Source organism: Lacticaseibacillus parakribbianus (assembly GCF_025490915.1).
Taxonomy (GTDB): Bacteria; Bacillota; Bacilli; order Lactobacillales; family Lactobacillaceae; genus Lacticaseibacillus; species Lacticaseibacillus parakribbianus.
On the sequence record NZ_JANQBA010000009.1, the window covers coordinates 60,924 to 82,344 of the forward strand.

The 21,421-nt window shown below is 62.8% G+C and carries 18 protein-coding genes; 8 read left to right on the plus strand and 10 right to left on the minus strand.

Annotation, left to right across the window (positions count from 1 at the left end; all coding sequences use genetic code 11):
* Window positions 1–25 precede the first annotated feature (25 nt).
* From NUH19_RS08725 to alsS, 3 genes are read right to left on the minus strand one after another with little or no spacing between them, the layout of a single operon-like run.
* Window positions 26–802 carry a hypothetical protein gene (locus NUH19_RS08725; protein ID WP_262316169.1) on the minus strand — a complete coding sequence of 259 codons (777 nt, stop codon included), beginning with the start codon at window positions 800–802 and terminating at the stop codon, window positions 26–28.
* A 57-nt stretch (window positions 803–859) separates the two neighbouring features.
* Window positions 860–1,570, minus strand: coding sequence for an acetolactate decarboxylase (gene budA, locus NUH19_RS08730; protein WP_262316170.1), 711 nt, complete (start codon window positions 1,568–1,570; stop codon window positions 860–862).
* Between the two features lie 60 nt (window positions 1,571–1,630).
* The gene (gene alsS / locus NUH19_RS08735; protein ID WP_262316171.1) at window positions 1,631–3,304 is read right to left on the minus strand and encodes an acetolactate synthase AlsS; all 1,674 of its coding nucleotides are present in this window, start codon (window positions 3,302–3,304) and stop codon (window positions 1,631–1,633) included.
* Window positions 3,305–3,644: 340 nt separating this feature from the next.
* Here alsS and NUH19_RS08740 point away from each other — a divergent pair, with 340 nt between their 5' ends.
* The 5 genes from NUH19_RS08740 (at window position 3,645) to phnE (NUH19_RS08760) (ending at window position 8,130) form a co-directional block, all read left to right on the plus strand.
* Window positions 3,645–4,313 (plus strand): EAL domain-containing protein, encoded by a 669-nt coding sequence (locus NUH19_RS08740; RefSeq protein ID WP_262316172.1) that lies wholly within the window; start codon window positions 3,645–3,647, stop codon window positions 4,311–4,313.
* A 357-nt stretch (window positions 4,314–4,670) separates the two neighbouring features.
* On the plus strand, window positions 4,671–5,606 hold the full coding sequence (locus NUH19_RS08745; RefSeq protein WP_262316173.1) for a phosphate/phosphite/phosphonate ABC transporter substrate-binding protein: 936 nt from the start codon (window positions 4,671–4,673) through the stop codon (window positions 5,604–5,606).
* Between the two features lie 184 nt (window positions 5,607–5,790).
* Complete coding sequence (gene phnC, locus NUH19_RS08750; protein WP_262316174.1) at window positions 5,791–6,555, plus strand: phosphonate ABC transporter ATP-binding protein; 765 nt, start codon at window positions 5,791–5,793, stop codon at window positions 6,553–6,555.
* 1 nt (window position 6,556) lies between these two features.
* Window positions 6,557–7,330 carry a phosphonate ABC transporter, permease protein PhnE gene (gene phnE / locus NUH19_RS08755; RefSeq protein ID WP_262316175.1) on the plus strand — a complete coding sequence of 258 codons (774 nt, stop codon included), beginning with the start codon at window positions 6,557–6,559 and terminating at the stop codon, window positions 7,328–7,330.
* Window positions 7,327–8,130 carry a phosphonate ABC transporter, permease protein PhnE gene (phnE, locus tag NUH19_RS08760; protein WP_262316176.1) on the plus strand — a complete coding sequence of 268 codons (804 nt, stop codon included), beginning with the start codon at window positions 7,327–7,329 and terminating at the stop codon, window positions 8,128–8,130. The genes phnE (NUH19_RS08755) and phnE (NUH19_RS08760) overlap by 4 nt, the downstream gene beginning before the upstream one ends.
* Window positions 8,131–8,243: 113 nt before the next feature.
* Here the strand turns inward: phnE (NUH19_RS08760) and NUH19_RS08765 are convergent, their stop codons facing one another.
* A complete protein-coding gene (locus tag NUH19_RS08765) occupies window positions 8,244–9,443 on the minus strand; it encodes a glycoside hydrolase family 27 protein (protein WP_262316177.1) in 1,200 nt (399 codons plus the stop codon).
* Between the two features lie 322 nt (window positions 9,444–9,765).
* On the opposite strand from NUH19_RS08765, the gene araA reads away from it, so the two are divergent.
* Window positions 9,766–11,217 (plus strand): L-arabinose isomerase, encoded by a 1,452-nt coding sequence (araA, locus tag NUH19_RS08770; RefSeq protein ID WP_262316178.1) that lies wholly within the window; start codon window positions 9,766–9,768, stop codon window positions 11,215–11,217.
* A complete protein-coding gene (locus tag NUH19_RS08775; RefSeq protein WP_262316179.1) occupies window positions 11,207–12,808 on the plus strand; it encodes an FGGY-family carbohydrate kinase in 1,602 nt (533 codons plus the stop codon). The genes araA and NUH19_RS08775 overlap by 11 nt, the downstream gene beginning before the upstream one ends.
* Before the next feature lie 135 nt (window positions 12,809–12,943).
* Here NUH19_RS08775 and NUH19_RS08780 read toward each other — a convergent pair whose 3' ends face one another.
* Entirely contained in the window at window positions 12,944–14,032 is a 1,089-nt protein-coding gene (locus tag NUH19_RS08780) for a GntR family transcriptional regulator (protein WP_262316180.1), read from the minus strand.
* A gap of 103 nt (window positions 14,033–14,135) precedes the next feature.
* Here NUH19_RS08780 and NUH19_RS08785 point away from each other — a divergent pair, with 103 nt between their 5' ends.
* On the plus strand, window positions 14,136–14,855 hold the full coding sequence (locus NUH19_RS08785) for an L-ribulose-5-phosphate 4-epimerase (protein WP_262316181.1): 720 nt from the start codon (window positions 14,136–14,138) through the stop codon (window positions 14,853–14,855).
* Between the two features lie 169 nt (window positions 14,856–15,024).
* On the opposite strand, the gene NUH19_RS08790 is transcribed toward NUH19_RS08785, so the two are convergent.
* The 5 genes from NUH19_RS08790 to NUH19_RS08810 all read right to left on the minus strand — a co-directional run bounded on the left by NUH19_RS08790 (window position 15,025) and on the right by NUH19_RS08810 (window position 21,362).
* Window positions 15,025–16,401 (minus strand): Nramp family divalent metal transporter, encoded by a 1,377-nt coding sequence (locus NUH19_RS08790; RefSeq protein ID WP_262316182.1) that lies wholly within the window; start codon window positions 16,399–16,401, stop codon window positions 15,025–15,027.
* Between the two features lie 212 nt (window positions 16,402–16,613).
* Window positions 16,614–17,243 (minus strand): sugar O-acetyltransferase, encoded by a 630-nt coding sequence (locus NUH19_RS08795; protein WP_262316183.1) that lies wholly within the window; start codon window positions 17,241–17,243, stop codon window positions 16,614–16,616.
* A 27-nt stretch (window positions 17,244–17,270) separates the two neighbouring features.
* Entirely contained in the window at window positions 17,271–18,029 is a 759-nt protein-coding gene (locus NUH19_RS08800; RefSeq protein ID WP_262316184.1) for a sulfite exporter TauE/SafE family protein, read from the minus strand.
* Between the two features lie 134 nt (window positions 18,030–18,163).
* Entirely contained in the window at window positions 18,164–18,610 is a 447-nt protein-coding gene (locus tag NUH19_RS08805; protein ID WP_262316185.1) for a MarR family winged helix-turn-helix transcriptional regulator, read from the minus strand.
* A gap of 40 nt (window positions 18,611–18,650) precedes the next feature.
* On the minus strand, window positions 18,651–21,362 hold the full coding sequence (locus NUH19_RS08810; RefSeq protein ID WP_262316186.1) for a YhgE/Pip family protein: 2,712 nt from the start codon (window positions 21,360–21,362) through the stop codon (window positions 18,651–18,653).
* Between the last annotated feature and the right edge of the window lie 59 nt (window positions 21,363–21,421).

Here is a 21,421-nt window from a genome sequence, read left to right on the forward strand (position 1 = left end):
CGCAATCCGGAAGGCATTTTACGTCTCACGATAACATCTGCTCACCCAAGGGCAGGCTTGCCGGGCAGCTTCGTTGCGCGGCGCTGGCGTACAGCCTAGTCAAGGCGCCGACGTTGTTGCTCAGCTCGTACATCACAATGGTCATCAGCTCAAAGCGCGTGAACAACCGCGGCTGGCGCGGCTGCTGGTCCAACCAGGCGGAAAAGTGCATCTCAAAATCCGCCAAGGTCCACTCCAGCCGGCTCAACAGCGACTTGAGCATCTGCTTTTCAAACTGGGTCATTTTGGCCCAAGTGGTCTGGTAACTGAAGGTCGCAATGGTGACCGGGCCGCGCAGGTCGAGGTCCTGATCGATCAGCGCCATCAGGGTGCAGATGGCGGCGCGATCGTGCTGCGTGTCGTACTCCAGGCGCAGCTGGTGGCGCAAGATCACCGCCAGGTAGGCACTGTCGTCAAGGTGTCTGGCCGCGGCGGCCTCAAGCCCCGCGTGCAGCAGCGGGTAGCCGCTCAGCCTGGGCTGCCAGGCGTGGCGGCGCAGGCGAGTGAAATCGATCACGTCCGGCAGGTAATACTCGTGAATCCACAGCCAGTCGGCGATGTCTTGCAGCGCGGCTTGGCCCTTCGGCGTCAGCGTGTAGCCGTCCGGCACCTGGTGAATCAGCCCCCGGTGAATCAGGCGGCCGATCGTGCGGTGCGGATCCATGTGGTAACGCTCCTGCCACACCGGGTCGGTCGAAACCGCGTCCGTGCCGGACATGGTCAGCATGTACATGAACACTTTGGTCGCTGGTGCGAGTCGCATAGAGATTCCCCTTTCCCCCAACGGCTCAATTCTAGCGTTGGCTGAAAACGCTGTCAACTACTTTTGCGAGCCCTCGGCCTTGGCAATCTGCCCCAACACGTCGTCGCCGCCCAGGTCCCGGGCCAAAAACGCCGGCGCGTCGGGCAAGTGCAGCTGCACGTCTGCGAAGCGCTGAACGGCCAAGGTCCCGCTGACGGCCCCGAAGTCCAGGACGTGGCCGCCAAACGTGTGGTCCGCCGCCAGAAAATGCAGGTGGAACCCGGGCACGGCCATGCCGCCGTATAGCGCCGGCGCAAAGTAGCCGATCAGGGTGCCGCTCACCGCTGAGCGGTCAAACACCGCCTGGTCGGCCGCGGTCGCAACCAGGCTTGGGTAAGGCGCGACCTGGGCCTTGACCGCCCGGGCCGACACCGTCTGGAAGCGGCCGGTCAGCTTGACGGCGGCGAAGCGGTTGACCGACCCAATCGCCGTTACGAACTGCCGCACGGCATCGGCCATGCCGCCGGCGGCGAAGGGCTGACCCGGCGCAAAGGCCGCCGGGTGAACGTTGGCGAAGGGCACCGTGGCGGTCGCCGGCGGCGTCAGCACCGCGCCTTTTGCCGTCACCTGATACACCGTGCCGTCAAGAATCACCAGCTCGCCGTCCAGCCCCTCAAGAGTACCGATTCCAGTATCGCCGTGGGTCAACAGCGCCTCAAGCGTCATCGTGCCTTCAAATCCCCCAGGCACCAGGTTCGCCAAGGTGCCGTGCTGATACATCACTGTCATGTTTGCCTCCATGTTATAAGTTACGCGAAACCGCGCGAGTCCCCCCGCGCGGTTCGTGGTTTAGTAGAATTGATCCTCGAGCATTGCGGCCCCAAGCGACGGGTTGTCGCTGTAATCCACCGGAATGTCCACGACCACCGGCCCGTCTGCGGCGAAGGCCTCATCCAGCACCGCGGCCAGGTCCTCTGGCCGGTTGACCCGCAGGCCCTTGGCGCCGAAGCTTTCGGCGTAGGCGACAAAATCGACCGGGCCGAAGCTGGTGCCAGCCGCGTGGCCGTACTTCATCTCCTCTTGGAACTTGACCATGTCGTAGTGACCGTCGTTCCAGATGATGTGAACCAGGTTGGCGTGAAGCCGCACGGCCGTTTCCAGCTCCTGTCCGGAAAACAGGAAGCCGCCGTCACCGGAGACGGACACGGCCTTTTCCCCCGGTCGCACCAGGGTGGCGGCAATCGCCCAAGGCAAGGCGACGCCAAGCGTCTGCATGCCGTTGGAAAACAGCAGCCGCCGCGGCTCGTAGCTGCGGAAGTGCCGCGCCATCCAGATGTAAAAGCTGCCGACATCGACGGCGACGGTCATGTGGTCGTCGACGCGCTGCTGGAGGGCGGCCACGATTGCCAGCGGGTGGACCAGCCCATCCTTGCCGGCGACCGGCGGGACGTCACGCTCAGCCAGCTTGGTCTGAAGCGACGCCAGGTAGTCCTTAGCCCCAGGGGCGACCTGATAGCCGCGCAAAAGCGGCGTCAGCACCGCCAGCGTCTGCGCGATGTCGCCGACCAGCTCGGTTTCCGGCTGGAAGTTGTGGTCGATTTCGGCGGCCAGCGAGTCGATCACGATCACCCGCGAGTCGCCGGCCGGGTTCCAGTTGCGCGGCTCGTATTCAATCGGGTCGTAGCCGATGGCCACCACCAGGTCGCTGCGCTGCAGCAGCTGATCGCCCGGCTGGTTGCGAAACAGCCCGACGCGGCCGAAGAAGTTACGCTCAAGCGCCTGGGGAATGATGCCGGCGCCTTGGAAGGTTTCGACCACCGGCAGCTCGGTCACGGCCAACAGGTCGCGAATCGCCGCGGTCACTTCCTGCGAGGACGCCCGCATCCCCAAAAGCAGCACGGGCAGCTGGGCCTCCTTGATGGCCCGAGCCAGGTAGGTCATGTCCGTCGGGCTGGCCGGCCCGAGGCGCGGCGCGGCCAGCGGCCGAATCGCCTGCGTCGTGACCGGGCTGTCGGTCACGTCCTGTGGCACGGAGACGAAGCTCGCGCCTTGCTTGCCGGACTCGGCGGCGCGAAACGCGTTGGCGATGGTTTCGCTGACGTTGTCCGGGTCTTGAACCTCCACCGAGTACTTGGTGATTGGGGCGAACAGCTCCGCGTTTTTCATGCTCTGATGCGCGGCGCGTTGCAGATCCGCGCGGCGAACCTGGCCGGCGATGGCGACCACCGGATCGCCTTCCGCCGTTGCGGTCACCAGCCCGGTGGCGAGGTTCGAGGCCCCGGGGCCGGAGGTGGTGATCACCACCCCGGGCTTGCCGGTCAGCCGGCCGACGCCTTGGGCCATGAACGCGGCGTTTTGCTCGTGCCGCGCCACAATCAGCTTAGGTGCCTTGGCGTTCACCGGGTGAGCCAGCCGTTCGAACACCCGGTCGATCTTGGCCCCGGGAATCCCAAAAACGTAATCCACCTGGTGGTTGGCCAGGCTGTCGACGATCAAGTCGCCACCGTATTGTTGCGCTGTCATGTGTTGCCTCCCTTGTTTGCTGTTGCAAAGGATACCACAAACCTGTTCGCATGAAAAGGGGGAAATTGCGTAACACCAATTCGTTCGCTGTATCACATGGCGTTCAATTCTGTAGTCACGTGCGGATCGTCGGCACGGCCATTGGCCCCGGCGGCGCCCTCCTTACTTTACCCGAAAAAACGGTTCCAATCCAGCCACAAAGCGCATTGACCCCTCGCCTTTCCCGCGTTAGAATGGGCGTAGTGAATGGATGGGTACAACTTGCAGGTGTACACGCTTTTGTTTTGCGGCTGCCGACCGCAAAACTGGGCCGGCCCATCCAGTGAAAGGAGTCTCGGCGATGCTTCAATTCTTTGGCCAACCCAAGTTCAATCCAAGCGACGCAAGCGGCCGGCCGGTCGGCTACGAGCTGTTCATGCGTCAGCGCGTCGGCAACGAATGGCGGCTGCCGACCGACTTTAACGCGATTACCGCGGCCACGCTTGAGCGGCTTTTGATCGACACCGTCGCCGGGCTCCCGGCCAGTGTGCGGCTGGTCTCGTTCAACCTCGAACGGCGCCAGTTCATCGATCCCGCCTACCTGGCCGCGATTGCCCGCGCCCAGGCGACAACCCCGATTGCCCTGTACATCGAGCTGACGGAACGTCCGGATTCCAGCGTCTCCACCCAGGCCCTCGCGGTCGCCGCCCACCGCTTCGCGGCGGCCGGCTTCACCGTGGTGCTGGACGACGTCGGCACGGCGGCCAACGATTCCGCGCTGATGCTCCTGCTCAACCGCGACGTGCAAGAGTACAAGTTCGCCCTGCAGAACCTGAGACCCTTCGCCTGCCTGGCGCAGGTGCTGCCGGCGCTTGAATTTTGGGCGGATCAGGCCACCCGCAACGGCAAGCTGCTGGCGATCGAAGGCATCGAGACGCAGGCCGAATACGACTTCATCACCGCACGGTTTCATCCCGACTTGATTCAGGGCTACTTCACCGGCCGCCCGGCGCTGCTGGTGTCGGCGTGAAGCCGCTTTCTTCCATTAAATAAATAACAGTGAGAATCGGCCCGGCCCCTTTGCCGGGCCTTTTGTGTGGCGCCGGACCGGTCGTGGCACCGTGAAAATGAAATCGGTTGCGGTTTCAAAAACAATATCTGAGTAAATGAATATTGAAGAAATTGTGGAAACGTTCGGTTCTTGCCGAACATTTTTTGAAAATTGCGCGAAGTTGCGGTTGAATTTAACCTTATCCCGTTTTATACTGCTCTTGGCAGTTGAAATTCGGACTTCGCCGCCTGATCATCGGCACCAGATACATATCGTTCGGATTTTGCCAAAGCTGCGCAATTGCACAGACAATAACTTACTGGGGGACCATATAGAATGAAGATCTGGAAGACACTTGCCGTCACCGGCACGCTCCTTCTTGCCGCTGCATCCCTTGCCGCTTGCAGCAGCAAGTCGAGCTCGTCCGATAAGGGCAGCAAGGACTACACGCCAAAGTCATTGAACATTCAATTCGTACCTTCTTCTCAGGCCGACACGATCGAGGCCAAGGCCAAGCCGCTGGAAAAGCTCCTGAAAGCCGAACTGAACATTCCGGTTAAGGTTTCTGTTTCGACCGACTACAACTCGATTGTTGAAGCCATGGACTCCAAACAAGTCGATGTTGGTTTCCTGCCACCCGACGGCTACGTGGTCGCCCACAAGCAAGGCGCCGCAGACGTGCTGCTGCAGGCTCAGCGCTTCGGCATCAAGCAGCCGGGTGGGGTGAACACCGACAAGCTAGTCGACTCCTACCGCTCGATGATCATCGTCAAGAAGGGTTCCGGTATCAAGTCTTACAAGGACCTCAAGGGCAAGAAGATTGCGGTTCAAGACGTCACCAGTTCCGCCGGCTACATCTGGCCTGTTGCCGAACTCAAGCAAAAAGGCGTGGACATCGCCAAAGATGACACGCTGGTCACCGTTAAGGGCCACGACCAAGGCGTCATGTCCGTTCTGAACGGCGATACCGATGCCGCCTTCGTCTTCGAAGACGCGCGGACCATCGTCAAGAAGGATGTCCCAGACATCATGGACAAGGTTGTGCCGATCTACTTCACCAAGCCGATTCCGAACGACACCATCTCCGTTCGCTCCGACATGAGCACCGCCTTCCGCAAGAAGTTAGCCGCGGCCTTCAAGAAGATCGTCAAGTCCAAGAAGGGCCACGCGATCATCTCCTCGGTTTACACCCACGAAGGTTACGTCAACGGCAAGGACTCCAACTTCAACATCGTGCGCAAGTACGACAAGATTGCCGAGACCGGTAAGTAAGTGATCGCCAAGCGCGGTTCTAAGTAGTACACTAAGACTTGGCACTGACCGCGCCAGATCCCCCCGCCCCGGGGTTCGGGGCGTTACATAAACAATTCTCGTGAGCAATCACGACGCCGCTTTGCGGCAATACTTAGACGCGGCCACGATCAAATGCGTGGCCGCGTTTTCAGGAGGAAAACACATGTCAGAACCAAAGCCCGTCATTGAATTCGACCATGTCAACAAGATTTATGACAATGGGGTCGTTGGCCTCAAAGACATCAACTTGACGATCATGCCTGGCGAATTCGTTGTCGTCGTGGGCCTGAGTGGTGCCGGTAAGAGTACCCTCATGCGTGCCGTGAACCGCCTGCACGATATCTCCAACGGGGACATCCGCATCGACGGCGAGTCCATCACCAAGGCACGTGGGAAGCAGCTGCTGCACATTCGGCGCAAGATCGGGATGATTTTCCAAAACTTCAACCTGGTGCGTCGCGCCACCGTGCTGAAAAACGTCCTGACCGGTCGCGTCGGCTACTACCCGACTTGGAAGATGATGTTCGGCCTGTTCAGCGAGGCGGACAAGCAACGCGCTTACGAGGCGCTTCAGACCGTCGAGCTTGAGGACAAGGTCTACACCCGCGCCGATCAGCTGTCCGGTGGTCAGCAGCAGCGCGTCTCCATCGCCCGGGCGCTGACTCAGGCCCCGCGCATCATCTTGGCCGACGAACCGATCGCCAGCCTCGACCCGCAGACCACCAAGCGCGTGATGGACGACCTGCGCCGGATCAACCAGGAGATGGGCATCACCGTTCTGATCAACCTGCACAACGTCGAACTCGCCCAAGAGTACGGCACCCGCATCGTCGGCATCCGCGCCGGCGAAAAGGTCTTCGACGGCCCGGTCAAAGAGGCCGACGACGCGACAATGGCCCAGATCTACAGCGGCGAAGAGGAGGGTTAAGATGACCTTACCAAAACGTGCCTTCCCCTGGCAAAAATGGGTACTCACCATCGTCATGGTGGTCGGCCTGATCTGGTCGGCGTTCATCACCGACGCTCACATGGGCAAGTTCTTCGAAAACTTCGGGGAGTTCACCAAGATTTTCGTTGAGATGTGCCAGCCGGACTGGTCCTACACCACCTACGTCTTCCAGCCGATGATCGAGACCATCAAGATGGCCGTCATCGGGACTTTGATCGGCTCGGTGCTGGCCTTCCCATACGCCTTGCTGGTCGCCCGCAACATCGTGACCAACAAGATCGTGGTCGGCGTCTTCCGCTTCATCCTGAACATTGTCCGGACCATTCCGGATCTGATGCTCGCGGCCCTCTTCGTGGCCGTGGTCGGCATCGGCCCGGTTGCCGGTGTGATCACCCTGGCAATTTTCACCTTCGGCATGGTCGGCAAGCTGTTCTACGAAGCCGTCGAAACCATCGACCCCGGACCGCTTGAGGCCGTGCGAGCGGCCGGCGCCGGGCGGCTTGAGATCATTCGCTTCGCGGTTTTGCCGCAGATTGCCAATTACTTCGTCTCTTACGTGCTGTACGCCTTTGAAATCAACGTCCGGGCCTCCACCGTCCTCGGGTACCTCGGGGCCGGCGGGATCGGGGTCTACCTGCAGCAAGCCTTATCGATGTTTCGCTACGACCGCGTAGGGTTGATGGTTCTGGTCATCTTCATCGTCGTGCTGTTGATCGATTACACCAGTGGTAAAATGCGGGAGGCCTTGCTATGACAGACATGAAAAAACTGCCGGCACAGCCGGCGCAGCACCGCTGGCCGTTTTGGCTGGGCTGGGCGGCCGTCATCGTACTGATCGTCTGGTCCTTCACCGGGATGCCGAGCTTCGAGCTCAAGGAAAACGCCGTTGTCGTGGCCAAGTCCATGCTCAACGGCCTGATTCACCCGGACTGGTCGTACGTCTGGACCGGCGACGGCGAAGACCTCACCCACGCCCTGCTTGAAACCTTGGGCATCGCCTTTCTCGGGACCTTCATCAGCGCCATCATCAGCCTGCCCTTCGCCTTTTGGGCGGCCCACACCAAAAACAAGTTCTGGCTCACGTCTCGCTCCGGGAAGTTCGTGCTGACCGCGATCCGGACGTTCCCAGAAATCGTCATGGCCCTGATGTTCATCAAGGCCGTGGGCCCCGGCTCCTTCGCCGGGGTGCTCGCCGTCGGCTTCCACAGCGTCGGCATGTTGGCCAAGCTGTTCTCCGAAGCGATTGAAAACATGGACAACGGTGCCGGCGAATCCGTCACCGCGGCCGGCGGGACCCGGCTGGATGTCACCATCCTGGCCTCCTTGCCGCAGCTGCTGCCGGAATTCGTCTCCAACACCCTGTACCGCTTCGAGCTGGCGATTCGCTCCGCCTCGATTCTGGGGATGGTCGGCGCCGGCGGGGTCGGGACGCCTTTGATTTTCGCGATTCAAACCCGTTCCTGGTCGCGTGTCGGCATCATTTTGATCGGCATCATCATCATGGTCACAGCCGTTGACTGGCTGTCCGGGGCCCTGCGCAAGCGCCTGGTCTGACAATCAGCACCCACCCACCGCGGTGGGTGTTTTTTTATGCGCCGGCGGATCGGCCGGCGTTGCCAGAACGCACTAAAAACTGCCTTGTCTCAGCGACAAGGCAGTTTTTGTACTTAACTTCGCGGCGTGGCCCAGGCGGCCACCCCATGCGGTGCAATGGCGTCGCCTGCCCACAGGGGTTCGCCGATCGCGGCCGGCAGCGGCACGGCGACGTCCAACAGGTTGAACACCGCGGTGTACGCCTTGGCCGTCCCTTGGCCCTGCCACGTCACCCGGGCGGCGTCTGCCGACTGCTGCCAGGCCCCCTTCAGGTCCTGACGCATCGCCAGGAGCTTGGGGTTGGTGTACAACGCCTCCTCCGGGCCGCTGTGCGTCAGGTCCCCGCCGAGAAACAGCGGCGCCTGAAGCAGCGACCACAACGTTAGCATGGTTTGCGCCTCGGCGGTGGTGAAGCGCGAACGCGGTCCGCCTTGCCGCTGCAAAATGGCGCCGAGCGGCAGCATGTCCGGATCCGGCCAGCTGCCCGGCCGCACGAACGGCGCCCACTTGGCGGCGACTGGGAACATCCCCGCAAGCTGCGGCCACGTGTCCCAAAAGTCGTCGGTCAGCCGCCACATGTTGGCGTTTTGCTGCAAAAAGGCCCCTTCGTTGATGTCGGCCGGACCGGGCGACAGGCTCAGCACCATCGGCCGCCCCGTCTTGTCGATGGCGGCACGCAGCGCCATGATTTCCGGCTTCAACATGCCGTACAGCGTGGAGTCGGCGATGTCATCGCACTTGATGAAGTCGACGCCCCAGCTTGCGTAAAGCGCGATCACCGAATCGTAGTAGGCCTGAGCCCCGGGCTGGGTCATGTCCAGGCCGTACATGTCGCTGTTCCAGCGGCAGATGTTGTTGGCGGCGACGTCACGGGCCCGGTAGCGACCGTTGCCAAAGGTCAGGTCGCGGTGAACCGCCTGGCGCGGAATCCCCCGCATCATGTGAATGCCAAACTTCAGCCCCAGACCGTGAACGTAGGCCGCAAGCGCGGTGAAGCCGCCGGTGGTCGCCGACGGGAAGCGGTTGGGCGCCGGAATCAGCCGGCACTGGTCGTCCATCGTCAGTGCGGTGAACGGGTGGTAGGCCCAGCCATCGGCGTTCGGCTCGGACCACTGAATATCCACGACCACGTAATTGTAGCCGAAGGGCCGCAGATGGGCGGCCATGTAGTCGGCATTGGCCCGCACCTCGGCCTCGGTGACCGAGGCCCCGAAGCAATCCCAGCTGTTCCAGCCCATCGGCGCGTGTGGCGCCCATTGTCGAAAATCTGCCATGTGAGTTATTCCCTTTCCTCGCACCGCCGCCCAATGGCAGCGGTCACATTTTGCTTTGCGACCGCACTCGCGGTCCTTCACATCCGTACAAATTTTAGCTTTTTGCGGTCAAAAATACAAGTGTGTGCCTCGCAAATTCGGCATTGAATCGCTGACCGTGCAGCCATTCCGGCCATTTTCGGTAGTAATCTCCAGCGGTGATTGCCGAGACGATTTGTACGTAATCGCCGCTTGCGATTGACTTATCCGGACAAATATTCTAGTATCGTGACGAAAGCCCTACCAATATCCCGGTCCGCGCGACCACCAAGGAGAACAAATCATGCTCAAAACTGAGTCTTATCGCTTCTGGTTCATCGTCGGCTCCCAAGCCCTGTACGGCGAGGCCGACCTGCAGCAGGTGCGCGACGACGCCGAACACATCGTCGACGCCCTGAACGCCGCCAAGACGCTGCCCTACCCGGTCGTCTTCAAGGAGGTCGCCATCGATGCGGCCACCATCACCCGCGGCATGAAGGAGGCCAACTTCGATGACACCTGCGCCGGCGTCATCACCTGGATGCACACCTTCTCGCCGGCCAAGAACTGGATCCGCGGCACCAAGCTGCTCCAAAAGCCGCTGCTGCACCTGGCCACCCAGTTCCGCCAAGACATTCCGTGGGCCACCATCGATATGGACTACATGAACCTCAACCAAAGCGCCCACGGCGACCGCGAGTACGGCTTCATCAACGCCCGGCTGCGCAAGCACAACAAGGTCGTCTACGGCTTCTGGGGTGACGCGACGGTGCAGCAGGAGATCGCCGACTGGATGGCTGTGGCCGTCGCCTACAACGAAAGCTTCAACATCAAGGTCGCACGGTTTGGCGACAACATGCGCAACGTCGCCGTGACCGAGGGTGACAAGATTGAAGCCCAGATTCAGCTGGGCTGGACCGTCGATTACTACGGCATCGGTGACCTGGTGGACGAGATGGCCCGCGTTGACGAGGCCGACATCGACGCTGAGTACGCCGACCTGAAGGCCCGCTACGACCTGGTCGTCGGTGACAACGACCCGGCGTTTTACGAAAAGCAGGTCCGCTACCAGCTCAAGGAAAAGATCGCGTTGCAGCGCTTCTTAGAGCGCGGCGGCTACTCGGCCTTCACCACCAACTTCGAGGACCTCTGGGGCATTGAGCAGCTGCCGGGCCTGGCCGTCCAGCTCCTGAACCGCGAGGGCTACGGCTTCGCCGGCGAAGGCGACTGGAAGACCGCGGCGCTTGATCGCCTGCTCAAAATCGCCAGCCGCAACCAGGCCACCGGCTTCATGGAGGACTACACGCTGGACCTGCGCCCGGGCCACGAGGTGATCCTGGGCTCCCATATGCTGGAGGTCGACCCGACGCTTGCGACCACCAAGCCGCGCGTTGAGGTTCATCCGCTGGGCATCGGTGACCGCAAAGACCCGGCACGGCTGGTCTTTGACGGCCAGGTCGGCGACGCGATTGACGTCACCGTCTCGGACTTCGGCGACGAATACCGCCTGATCGGCTACCGCGTTGTGGCCAAGGCGGCCGAGGCCGAAGCCCCACACCTGCCGGTTGCCCGGCAGCTTTGGACGCCCAAGGCCGGGCTGCGCCGCGGCGCCACCGCCTGGATTCAAAACGGCGGCGGCCACCACACCGTCTTCAGCACCACGCTCACTATGGGCCAGCTGGCGGACCTCGCCGCACTGTTTGCGCTGACCTTCGTCGACCTGGACAACACGCTGGAGGGTCGCCATGCTGAGTGAAGAGACCACCGCAGGCCTCAGCTTAGGCATCGAGCTTGGCTCCACCCGCATCAAGGCGGTGCTGATCGATGCTTCAGCCAGCCCCTTGGCCACCGGCAGCCACGCCTGGGCCAACCAGCTGATTGACGGGAACTGGACCTACAGCCTGGACGACGCCTGGCGCGGCATCCAAGACTGCGTGGCGCAGGTTGCGGCCAAGCGCCTGGCCGCGACGGGCGAGCCGCTGACGCAAGTCGCCGCCATCGGCATCAGCGCCATGATGCACGGCTACTTGGCCTTTGATGAAGCCGAGCGGCTTCTGATGCCGTTTCGCACCTGGCGCAACAACACGACGGCCCCGGCCGCCGCGGCGCTATCGGCCGCGCTCGCCTTCAACATCCCGCAGCGCTTCAGCGTCGCCCACCTGTACCAGGCGATGCAAAACCGCGAGACCCATGTGCCGCGGATCGCCTTTTTGACCACGCTGGCCGGCTACATCCACTGGCGGCTCACCGGTCGACGGGTCCTGGGTGCCGGCGACGCGTCCGGCATGTTCCCGCTGGCCGCAACAGGCGACTACGACCCGGAGCGGCTGGCCACATTCGACCGCCTGGCCCAGGCGGCCGGCTACCCGCTTTCGCTGCGCGACCTGCTGCCCAGGCCTTTGACCGCCGGCACCCCGGCCGGCCAGCTGACCCAGGCCGGGGCCAGGCTGCTCGATCCCACCGGCGTCTTGCAACCCGGTGCGGTGATGGCCCCGCCGGAAGGTGACGCCGGCACCGGCATGGTGGCGACCAACAGCGTCGAACCGGGCAGCGGCAACGTCTCGGTCGGCACCTCGGCCTTTGCCATGACCGTGCTGGCGCGGCCGCTTAAAACGGTGTCGCCAGACATCGACTGTGTGACCACCCCCACCGGGACCCCGGTGGCGATGGTTCACGCCAACAACTGCACCAGCGACCTCAACGCCTGGATGGGCCTGTTCGGGGCGGTCGCAACCGCATGTGGCGTGTCACTGCCTGCGGATGCGCTTTACGCCAAGCTGCTGCCGCTGGTCCAAGGTGCGGCGCCGGATGCCGGCGGCCTGCTGAACTACGCCAACCTGTCGGGGGAAAACATCACGGGCGTCACCGCCGGGCGGCCGATGGCGGTGCGAACGCCGGACGCCGACTTCACCCTGGCCAACTTCATTCAAAGCCAGCTGTTCGCCGCCTTCGCGCCGCTCAAAATCGGCAACGACCGCCTGTTTGCGGCGGAAGGCATCCGCGCCACGCACTTGGTCGCCCAAGGCGGCCTGTTCCGCACCCCTAAAATCGCCCAGCAGGCCCTGGCCGACGCCTTGGCCACGCCGATCACGGTGCTGCAAAACGCCGGTGAAGGCGGCGCCTGGGGCGCTGCCGTGCTGGCGGCGTTCACGCGCGATTCGCGCGGCCACGGGGACCTGAACGACTACCTGACGCACCGCGTCTTTCAAGGCGTGACCGGCACCACGCTTGCGCCGACTTCAACCGGCGCCGCCGGATTCGACCGCTACATCGCCCAGTACCAGCGCGGCCTGCCTGCCCAGCGCCTGGCCGGCCGCGACCTGCCGCTTCACGCGGCGTGGTCGTGATCGGCAACCGGGCGCAACGACCCGACCGCACGCAAGCCCCCGCAGTGATCACCGCGTCAGCGCCGCCACGGCCGCGCAGCCGGAAACACAAACAGGCGCGTCAGTGGCGACGCGCCTGGTGCAACACCCAATGAATTAGGCGCCGAGGTCTGACACCGACGCGCCTGCGACCACCACCGGTGGGTAGACCCGCGACTGCGGCGTTGCGGCACCTGGTTTGGCGGCGAGCAGCTTAAGCATCAGCGCCGCTGCATCCTGGCCCATCTGGGTCTTAGGGTGGGCAATCGAGGTCAGCGCCTCGCCGCCGGCGGTGGTCAGCCCGGCATTGTCAAACCCAATCAAGGACAGGTCGCCCGGCACCGCCAGCCCCAGCCGCTGCGCCACGGTCGCGACGCGCTGGGCCACCGCGTCGTTGTAACACACGACGGCGCTCGGCCGGTCGGCGCGTCTCAACACCTGCTGCAGCTGGCCTTCAAGCGCGGTGGCCGGGGTTTCGGTGCGGTACTGAAGGAAGCTGCCGGTGCTTGGCCCCCCTGCCTGCTGCAGCGCGGTGACAAAGCCGTTCATGCGGTCGACGCCTTGCCGATCATCGGTTTTGAACACCCCCAGCAAGTTCACGTGGTGCCACGCCAGCAAGTACTGCGTCGCCAGGCGGCCGCCTTCAAAATCATCCATCACAAGCGCTGGAATCGGCAGATCCGCCGCCTTGGCGTTGATGGTCAAAACGGGCACCCCGGCGGCGAGCAGTTTTTGGTACCCGGCGCGGTTGGCGAGTCCAAAGGCCGACTGGCTGGGCTCGATAATCACCCCCGACACGGGATTAGCGGCCAGCGTGGCCAGCGTCTGGGCCTCAAGTACCGGGTCGTTGTGGGTGCTGGCCAGCATCAAAGACACCCCGGCCTGACGCAGCACCTGCTCGGCCCCGGCGATGATCGACGGAAAAATGTAGTCGTTCAGGTAGGTCGCGACCACCGCGACGGTACCGCGCGGCGGCTGGGCGACGGTGCGTTTCGCCTTGGCGGTGACGAAGGTGCCGGCGCCTTGAACCCGGTAAACCCAGTTGGCGGCCTCAAGCTCACCCAGCGCCTTGCGGATGGTGTGGCGGCTGACGCCGAACTGCTGCATCAACGCGCTTTCGGTCGGCAGCTTCGCGTCGTCTTCGTACTGCCCGTGTTCAAGCCAGTCACGGATGGCGGCCGTCACGGCCTGGTACTTTTTTTCCATAAGCTCGTGTCTCCTTTGATAGATGCGGATAAATTTTAACCCATGGTTCGCCGAAGCTCAAGTTTATTGCACGGCGGCCGTCAAGTGATACGGAGGAATTCGAATGCTCGAACAATTGAAACAAGACGTCTATGACGCCAACATGCAGCTGCCCAAGCTGGGCCTGGTCACCTTCACCTGGGGCAACGTCTCGGGCATCGACCGCGACGCCGGCCTGTTCGTGATCAAGCCGTCGGGCGTCGCCTACGATGAGCTCACGCCGGCCGACATGGTGGTGGTCGACCTGCAGGGCCGCGTGGTGGAAGGCAAGCTGAACCCCTCAAGCGACACGCCGACGCACGTCGTCTTGTACAACGCCTTTCAAGACATCGGCGGCATCGTTCACACCCACTCGCCTTGGGCCGTGGCCTTCGCCAGCGCCGGGCTGCCGGTGCCGGCCCTGAACACCACGGCCGCCGACACCTTCTACGGCGACGTGCCGGTGACCGCGCCGCTGAGCCAGGCCCAGATTCAACGCGCCTACGAGGCCGAAACCGGTGAAGCGATCGTCGAGACCTTCCGGGCCGATAAGCGCGACCCGCTGGCGGTGCCGGCGGTGCTGGTGGCGCAGCACGGTCCCTTCGCCTGGGGCCCCACCCCGGCCCAGGCGGTGTACAACGCCAAGGTGCTGGAGGTGGTGGCCGAAATCGACTACCACGCGCTGATGCTCAGCCACAAGGACAGCCACGTGCCGCAGTACCTGCTGGACAAGCACTACTACCGCAAGCATGGCAGCACCGCCTACTACGGGCAGGACAACCCGCAAAGCGGCTCGCACCGCTAAGCCCAGTCCGAACGGGCGACGGCCCGAACGGCCCGGCGCGGATGGTTTGGGGCCGCGTCGGATTCTGACGCCAAGGCGTCGCTCGGCTTCCACCGCGTTGGCGAAACACAAAAGGCGATTGCGCCAGCCGTCACAACGGCCGGCGCAATCGCCTTTTGTAGCAGCGCAGCTAACCCACGATGCCCAGTGTCTGAAGAATCAGGTAGACGTTCAGCGCGATCAGCACCCAAGTCGCGGTCCAGGCGCAAATTCGCACCCAGGTCTTGTTGGTGAACTCGCCCATCAGGTCCTTGTTGGAGGTGAACGCCACCAGCGGAATCACCGCGAACGGCAAGGCGACGCTCAGGAACACCTGCGAGAAGGTCAGCAGGTCCTCGATTTTGGCCTCGTTGCCGTGGTAGTAGATGGCAAAGACCAAAACCGGGGTCACGGACAGCAGCCGCGTCAAAAGGCGCTGGGCCCACATCGGCATCTTCAGGTGAATGAAGCCCTCCATGATGATCTGGCCGGCCAGGGTGCCGGTGATCGTCGAGCTTTGACCGGACGACAGCAGGGCGACGGCGAACAGCATCGACAGCACCGGGCTGGCGATGGCGCCGACCACCTGGGAGTCGCTCAGCGCGTGGAACAGGTCGACGAAGCGGCCCAGGTCGGAGTTCGTGCCGTAAAACAGCGCGGCCCCGAGGATCAGCAGCAGCGAGTTGACGATGAACGCCAAGAACAGCTGCAGGTTGGAGTCAATCGTGGAGAACCGCACCGCCTGGGCGAGCTCGTCGCGATTGCTGCGGTCAACCTTGCGGGTCTGAGAAATCGACGACCCGAGGTATAAGTCGTGCGGCATCACGGTCGCGCCGACGATCCCAAGCGTCAGGTACAGCATGCCGTGGTTGGTCAAAATCTCCTTGACCGGAATGTAGCCCTCCAGGATGCCGGTGACGCTTGGGCTGGCTAGGAACACCTCGTAGGCGAACACCAGCAAGATGACGGTGACCAAGGTCGCCACAATCGCCTCGATCTTGCGAAAACCCAGCTTCATCAAAAGCAGCAAGATCAAGACGTCTGCGGCGGTGATGATGATGCCGACGATCAACGGAATGTTGAACAGCAGCTTGATGGCGATCGCCGAGCCGATGATTTCGGCGATGTCGGTGGCCATGATGGCCAGTTCGGCGACGATCCACAGCAGAAAGCCTGAGACCTTGCCGGTGTGCTCGCGCGTCAGCTGCGCCAGGTCCTTGCCCGTCACGATGCCCAGTTTAGCGGCCATGCTTTGCAGCAGCATGGCGATCAAACTGGACAGCAGGACGACGGCCAGCAGCCGGTACTGGAACTGGGCGCCACCGGCAATTGACGTGATCCAGTTACCGGGGTCCATGTACCCCACGGCGATCAGGACGCCCGGGCCGGTGTAGGCCATCAAGGTGCGGAAGAACCCGGCGTTCTTGGGCACCTCGACGCTGCCGTTCACCTCATCCAAACTCTTTTGCCCGGGTTCCTCCGCAAAGTGCAGGACCTCGCGCTTCTTCTTCGGTTCATTTGCCTTCATTTCGAGTGGCCTCTTTTCTATTGGTTTAGAAATTTGGTGTCAAATCCGCTCAACAAAACGAGCGTTCGCTCAAACCCCACAAGATACTGTAACCCGCCGTGAACCATAAAACAAGTATATTTTTTGGGCTTCCTAATCTTTCTTGTAAGCCGCTGACCGCGGCGGTTGCCACCGCGTCACGACGGCCCGGCCGCGGCGGAAGTTAGCGGCGCCTAGCCCCGTGAAACCGGCCCCATCAGCCGCTCGTATTCGGCCTTTTGGCTGGCCCAGTCGGCCTTGTCCGCCTCGGTAATCGGCCGCAGCACCTTGGCAGGAACGCCGGCGGCCATCACGTTGGCCGGCAGGTCGTGGGTCACCACGGCCCCGGCCCCCACCACCGTGTTGGCACCGATGGTGACCCCGGGGCAAACCGTGACGTTGCCGCCGAGCCAAACGTTATCCCCGATGGTGATCGGGTGGCCGTACTCCAGGTCCTCGTTGCGAATGTCTGCAATCAGCGGGTGGCCGGCGGTGTAGAGCCCCACCCGCGGTCCAAACATCACGTGATCGCCTATGGTGATCGGCGCGATGTCCAACAGGATGCACTCATAATTGGCGTAAAACTTTCGGCCTACGTGAACATTCTCGCCGTAATCCACGCGAATCGGCACCTCCGCGTAGGCGTCGCCGCTGGGGCAGTCGAAAAGCGCTCGCAGCACCGCCTGGCGCTTGGCGAACGCCGCTGGCGCCGTTTGGTTGAACTGATACACCAGCTCCCGGGCCCGGGCCCGGCCGGCCGTTAGCTCGGCGCCACCGGAGTAGTACAGCTTGCCGGCCACCATCAACTCTTTATCTGTTGTCATGACGTAACTTCCTTTCTGATTGCCCGCTCACGCGAGGTAGGCGGTGTAAAACAGGTAGGCGGCTAACCCAAAGGCCGCGATCGCGACCCCGATGCGCAGCCACGCCGCCGGCACGTGCCGCACAACGATCGGACCGAGCAGGCCGCCACCAAACATCCCAATCCCCAGGGGAATCACCATCAGCCAGTAAATCTTGGTGGTGAAGGCGTAGATTACAAGCGAAATCAGGTTGGTGCAAAGCGCCGCGAAGTTCTTGATCGCCGTGGTTTCAGCGAAGGTCACCGGCAGCGTCAGGCTGAGAATCGCCAGCATGATCACCCCGGCCGACGCCCCGAAGTAGCCGATGTAGACCCCGACTAAGAACACGGCGACGTCGCGAATGACCAGCCCGCTGCGGCCGGTGAAGGCACTGGTATGCGTCGGCACCCGCATCGACCCGAGCATCAAAAACCCGGCGAGCAAAATCAAGAACGGCACCACTTTTTCAAAGCTCGAGGCCGGCGCGAAGGCCAGTACCAGGCTGCCGACCAGGCCCCCGGCCAACGCCCAGGCGGTGACCTGAAGCGCCAGTTGCGGGTAGCGGTGCAGCTCGTGGCGCGATGACACCGCCGAGCCGATACCGTTGAACACTAGGGCCGCAGTGTTGGTCACGTTGGCCGACACCGGCGGCACCCCCAGCGCCAACAGCACCGGGTACGACACCAGGCTGGCCAGGCCGGCCATGGAGCTCAAGAGCCCGGCGAAAAGCCCGGCGACCAGCAACGTTGCAATTACGGTAAGGGTCATCTGACGCACCATCCTTCGTTGATAAGTTCAGCTTACCACGCCTGGCCGGTATGGCAATGGCCGCCCGAACAATCTTGTGGCGCCGGCCGGTAATCAAAAAAGCGCCAGCCGGGGGGAGTCGGCTGGCGCAGGTCTTAACTTGTACTGGTCGAGCGCATCAGCTTGTCGCCGACTTTTTGCAGCAGGCGCAAGAGCTCACGGGCATCCGCCTCGCCCAGGATGGTCACCCAGCGTTCGAAGCGCAAAGCGATGGTGACATCCAGTCGTTCAACCACCGCGGCGCCGCTTGCCGTCAACGCCAGCGGCAGCCGCCGGCGGTCGGCGACGTGCCGCTCCTGAGTGATCATCCCCCGGGCCATCAGCGCCTTGATCTGGCGGGAAATGGCGGCCCGGGTGACCCCGCGGCGCTGGGCAATCTCGGTCATCGCCAGCTGGTGGCCCGCCGCCAGGTCGTGCATGATGAAGAACTGCTCAAAGGACAGGCCATCCGCCTTCATCGGCGCGTTGATCAGGTCGTCGATGTTTTTGAAGGTTTCAAAATACATCCGAATGTAGTCATCCAGCAACTGCGGGTCGCCCATGCGGCCGCCTCCTTTCTCGCCTGCCGTCTCTAGGCGACGGCTAATCGCTGGCCTTTGCGCCTTGGTGCCACATCACCGCCGGAATCATCAGGGCCAAGGACAACAGCCCAACCGCCAGCAAAATGATCACGCTGGTGACGGTGGTGCTGGTCGCCATGCCGCCGGTAATCACCTCGCGGTAGCCGTTAATCGCGTAGGTCATCGGCAGGAACTTTTGCGTCGCCTCGTACAGCGGACTGATGGTTTCGGCCGGGAACAGGCCGCCGGAGCCGCTCAGGGTCAATAGCCCCAGGGCGATGAAAATGCCGACGCGGTTGAACGCCAGCGTCAACACCATGGTCAGGTACTGCGCCGCCAGCGCGAACAGCAGCGTGATGCCGTAGAAGCCGACCACGTTGGCAACCGGCAGGTGCATCATCACAAGCATCAGGGTCGCCTCAATCAGGGCCGCCCCTGCGGCCACCAGGGTGCCAACGGCTAGCTTGCCCAACAGCCACTGCATTGGGCTGCGGTCGTCATCGTCGCTGCGCTTCAGCGGGTAGGCGAAGTTGAAAATGATGATGGCGACGAACAGTGCAAGGGCCAGCACGTAAGGCGCAAGCGCCGCCCCGTAGTTCTTGACCGCGGTGTACTTCAGCTGCACATCCGTGGAAGGCGCCGCAAACATTTTGGCCGTCAGGTTGGTCAGCTTAGTGGCGACAATCTGCTGGTACCCGTCGTCAAGCCCGGTGCTCAGCTGGGTGTTACCGGCCAACAGCTGGCCGGCCCCACTGGTGAGCTGCTTGTTCTTGGCGGTGAGCTGCTGGGTGCCGTCGTACAGCTGGCCGACGCCATCGGTCAAGGCTGGGACCTGGCCGTTGAGCTGGCTCAGGCCGTTGGCTTCCTTGACCGAGCCATCGTAAAGCTGCTTGACCCCGCTTTGCAGCGCCGGCACGGCGTTGTTGAGCTGGGTGCTGCCGGCGTAAAGCTGGGAGACGCCGCCGCGCAGGGCCGGTACCGCCGCGTTGAGCTTGTGACTACCCGCGTAAAGCTGTGAAATCCCGGTGGCAAGACCGGGGGCCTTTTTGTTCAGATCACGCAACCCCTTGGCCAAGGTCTTGGCCCCCGCCGCCATCTGGGCGGCCGCCGCCTTGAGCGGCAGGTCCTTTTTCTGCTCGGCCGGCGTCTTGTCGGTCTTATTGACCTGGTTGTCCAGCTCGGTCGCCCCGTCGTTCAGGGCCGCGATCGCCTCGCTGAAGGTGTAGCCGTCCTTGTTTTGACCGGTGGGATCCGGGTTCTTGGTGGTCAAGCCGGCGGCCAGCGTCTTGACCGCGACGGCCAGCCCCTTGGGGTCGCCTGCCGCGTCAACGCCGGTGTCGGACATCTGGGCGTGAACCACGTCGATCAAACCACCTGCCGTGGTCAGCGCCGTTTGGGTCGTGGCCTGGCTGGCTTTGACCTTGGTAAAGGCCGCCTTGGCCGCGGCCTGCTGGTCCTCGGGTAAAGCGGCGATCACCGCTTCCATCTCGTCGTTGGCCTTGGTCTGCGCCACCTCCAGCTTCTTGGCCTCAGCCGTCGCCTTCTTTTGGGCGTCGGTCAAGCTGGCCATCTGCGTCGGCAGCAGCATGTTGATGGTGCCAAAGCTCCCGGTACCGAAGCTCGTGTAGGCGATGTTGAACAGGTTGACGCTTGACTGAACGGTTTTGTTCAGCTTCTCCACACGGCCAACCAAGTTCTGGTCGACCAGTTGCTTTTGAAATCCGGCGATGGCCTGCTGCAGCTGGGTGATGCCGGCGGTCAAGGCCGGGGCCTTGGCGTTCAGCTGACCCAAGGCATCTGCCAGTTGGGCGCTGCCGGTCGTCAGTTGCGAAACGCCGGCGGCCAGGTCGGTGTCTTGCGTATCACCGTTGACCTCCGCGTTGATTTTGCCTAATCCGCCGTCGATTTGGCCGACCCCGCTGGCCAACGCCGGCGTCTTGCTGTTCAGCTGACCGAGGCCGCCGTTGAGCTGACCGACGCCACTTGCCAAGGCCGGGGCCTTACTGTTGAGCTGGCCCAGGCCGGTTTGGAGCTGCTGGCCGCCCGCTGCCAGCTGGCCGACGCCCGAGGCCAAGGCCGGCACCTTGCCATTGAGCTGGCTCAGGCCGTCATCGACCTGGCTGACGCCGCCGGTGTATTGTCTCAGGCCATCGCTCAGCGTGGTTTGGCCGGCGACCAGCTTGGCCGCGCCGTCCTTGGCTTCCTTGAGCTTGCTGCCGATTTCGGAGACCTTGGCGAACAGGGCCTGGGCGAAGGCGGTGGTCACCTTCTCGCGAATCTGCGCGTTGAGCTTGTCGGCGCCGACTTGGCTGATGATCTCAGACACGTAGTTCAAGGAACCGTTGGTCTGATAGGTCAGCTTCATCTGCTTGGGATGCGCGTCGAGCACCGTGGCCGCGTTGGCCGAGAAGTTCTTCGGCAGCGTCACCACCGTGTAGTACTTATTTTGGGCCAAGCCCTTCTTGGCCGCTTCCGGGGTGCAAAAAACCCACTTGAGCTGCTTGTCGTCCTTCAGCTGGGCCACGGTGTCGCGGCCGGCGCTGATGGTCTTACCCTCCAGCGTAGCCGGTTGGTCCAAGTTGACCACGGCCACCGGAATCTTGCCAGTGTTGCCGTACGGGTCCCACGCCGAGGTCAGGAAACAGAATGAATAGGCAAAGGGAATGAACAAGATCACAAGCATTGCCGCGATTAACCCCTTGTGCTTGGCAATGCTTCGAAATTCGCGGGTCATCAAATCACTTTCAACTCCTTCATCGCCTCAGCCCGAGGCGGGTTTCGTGTCACTGCATA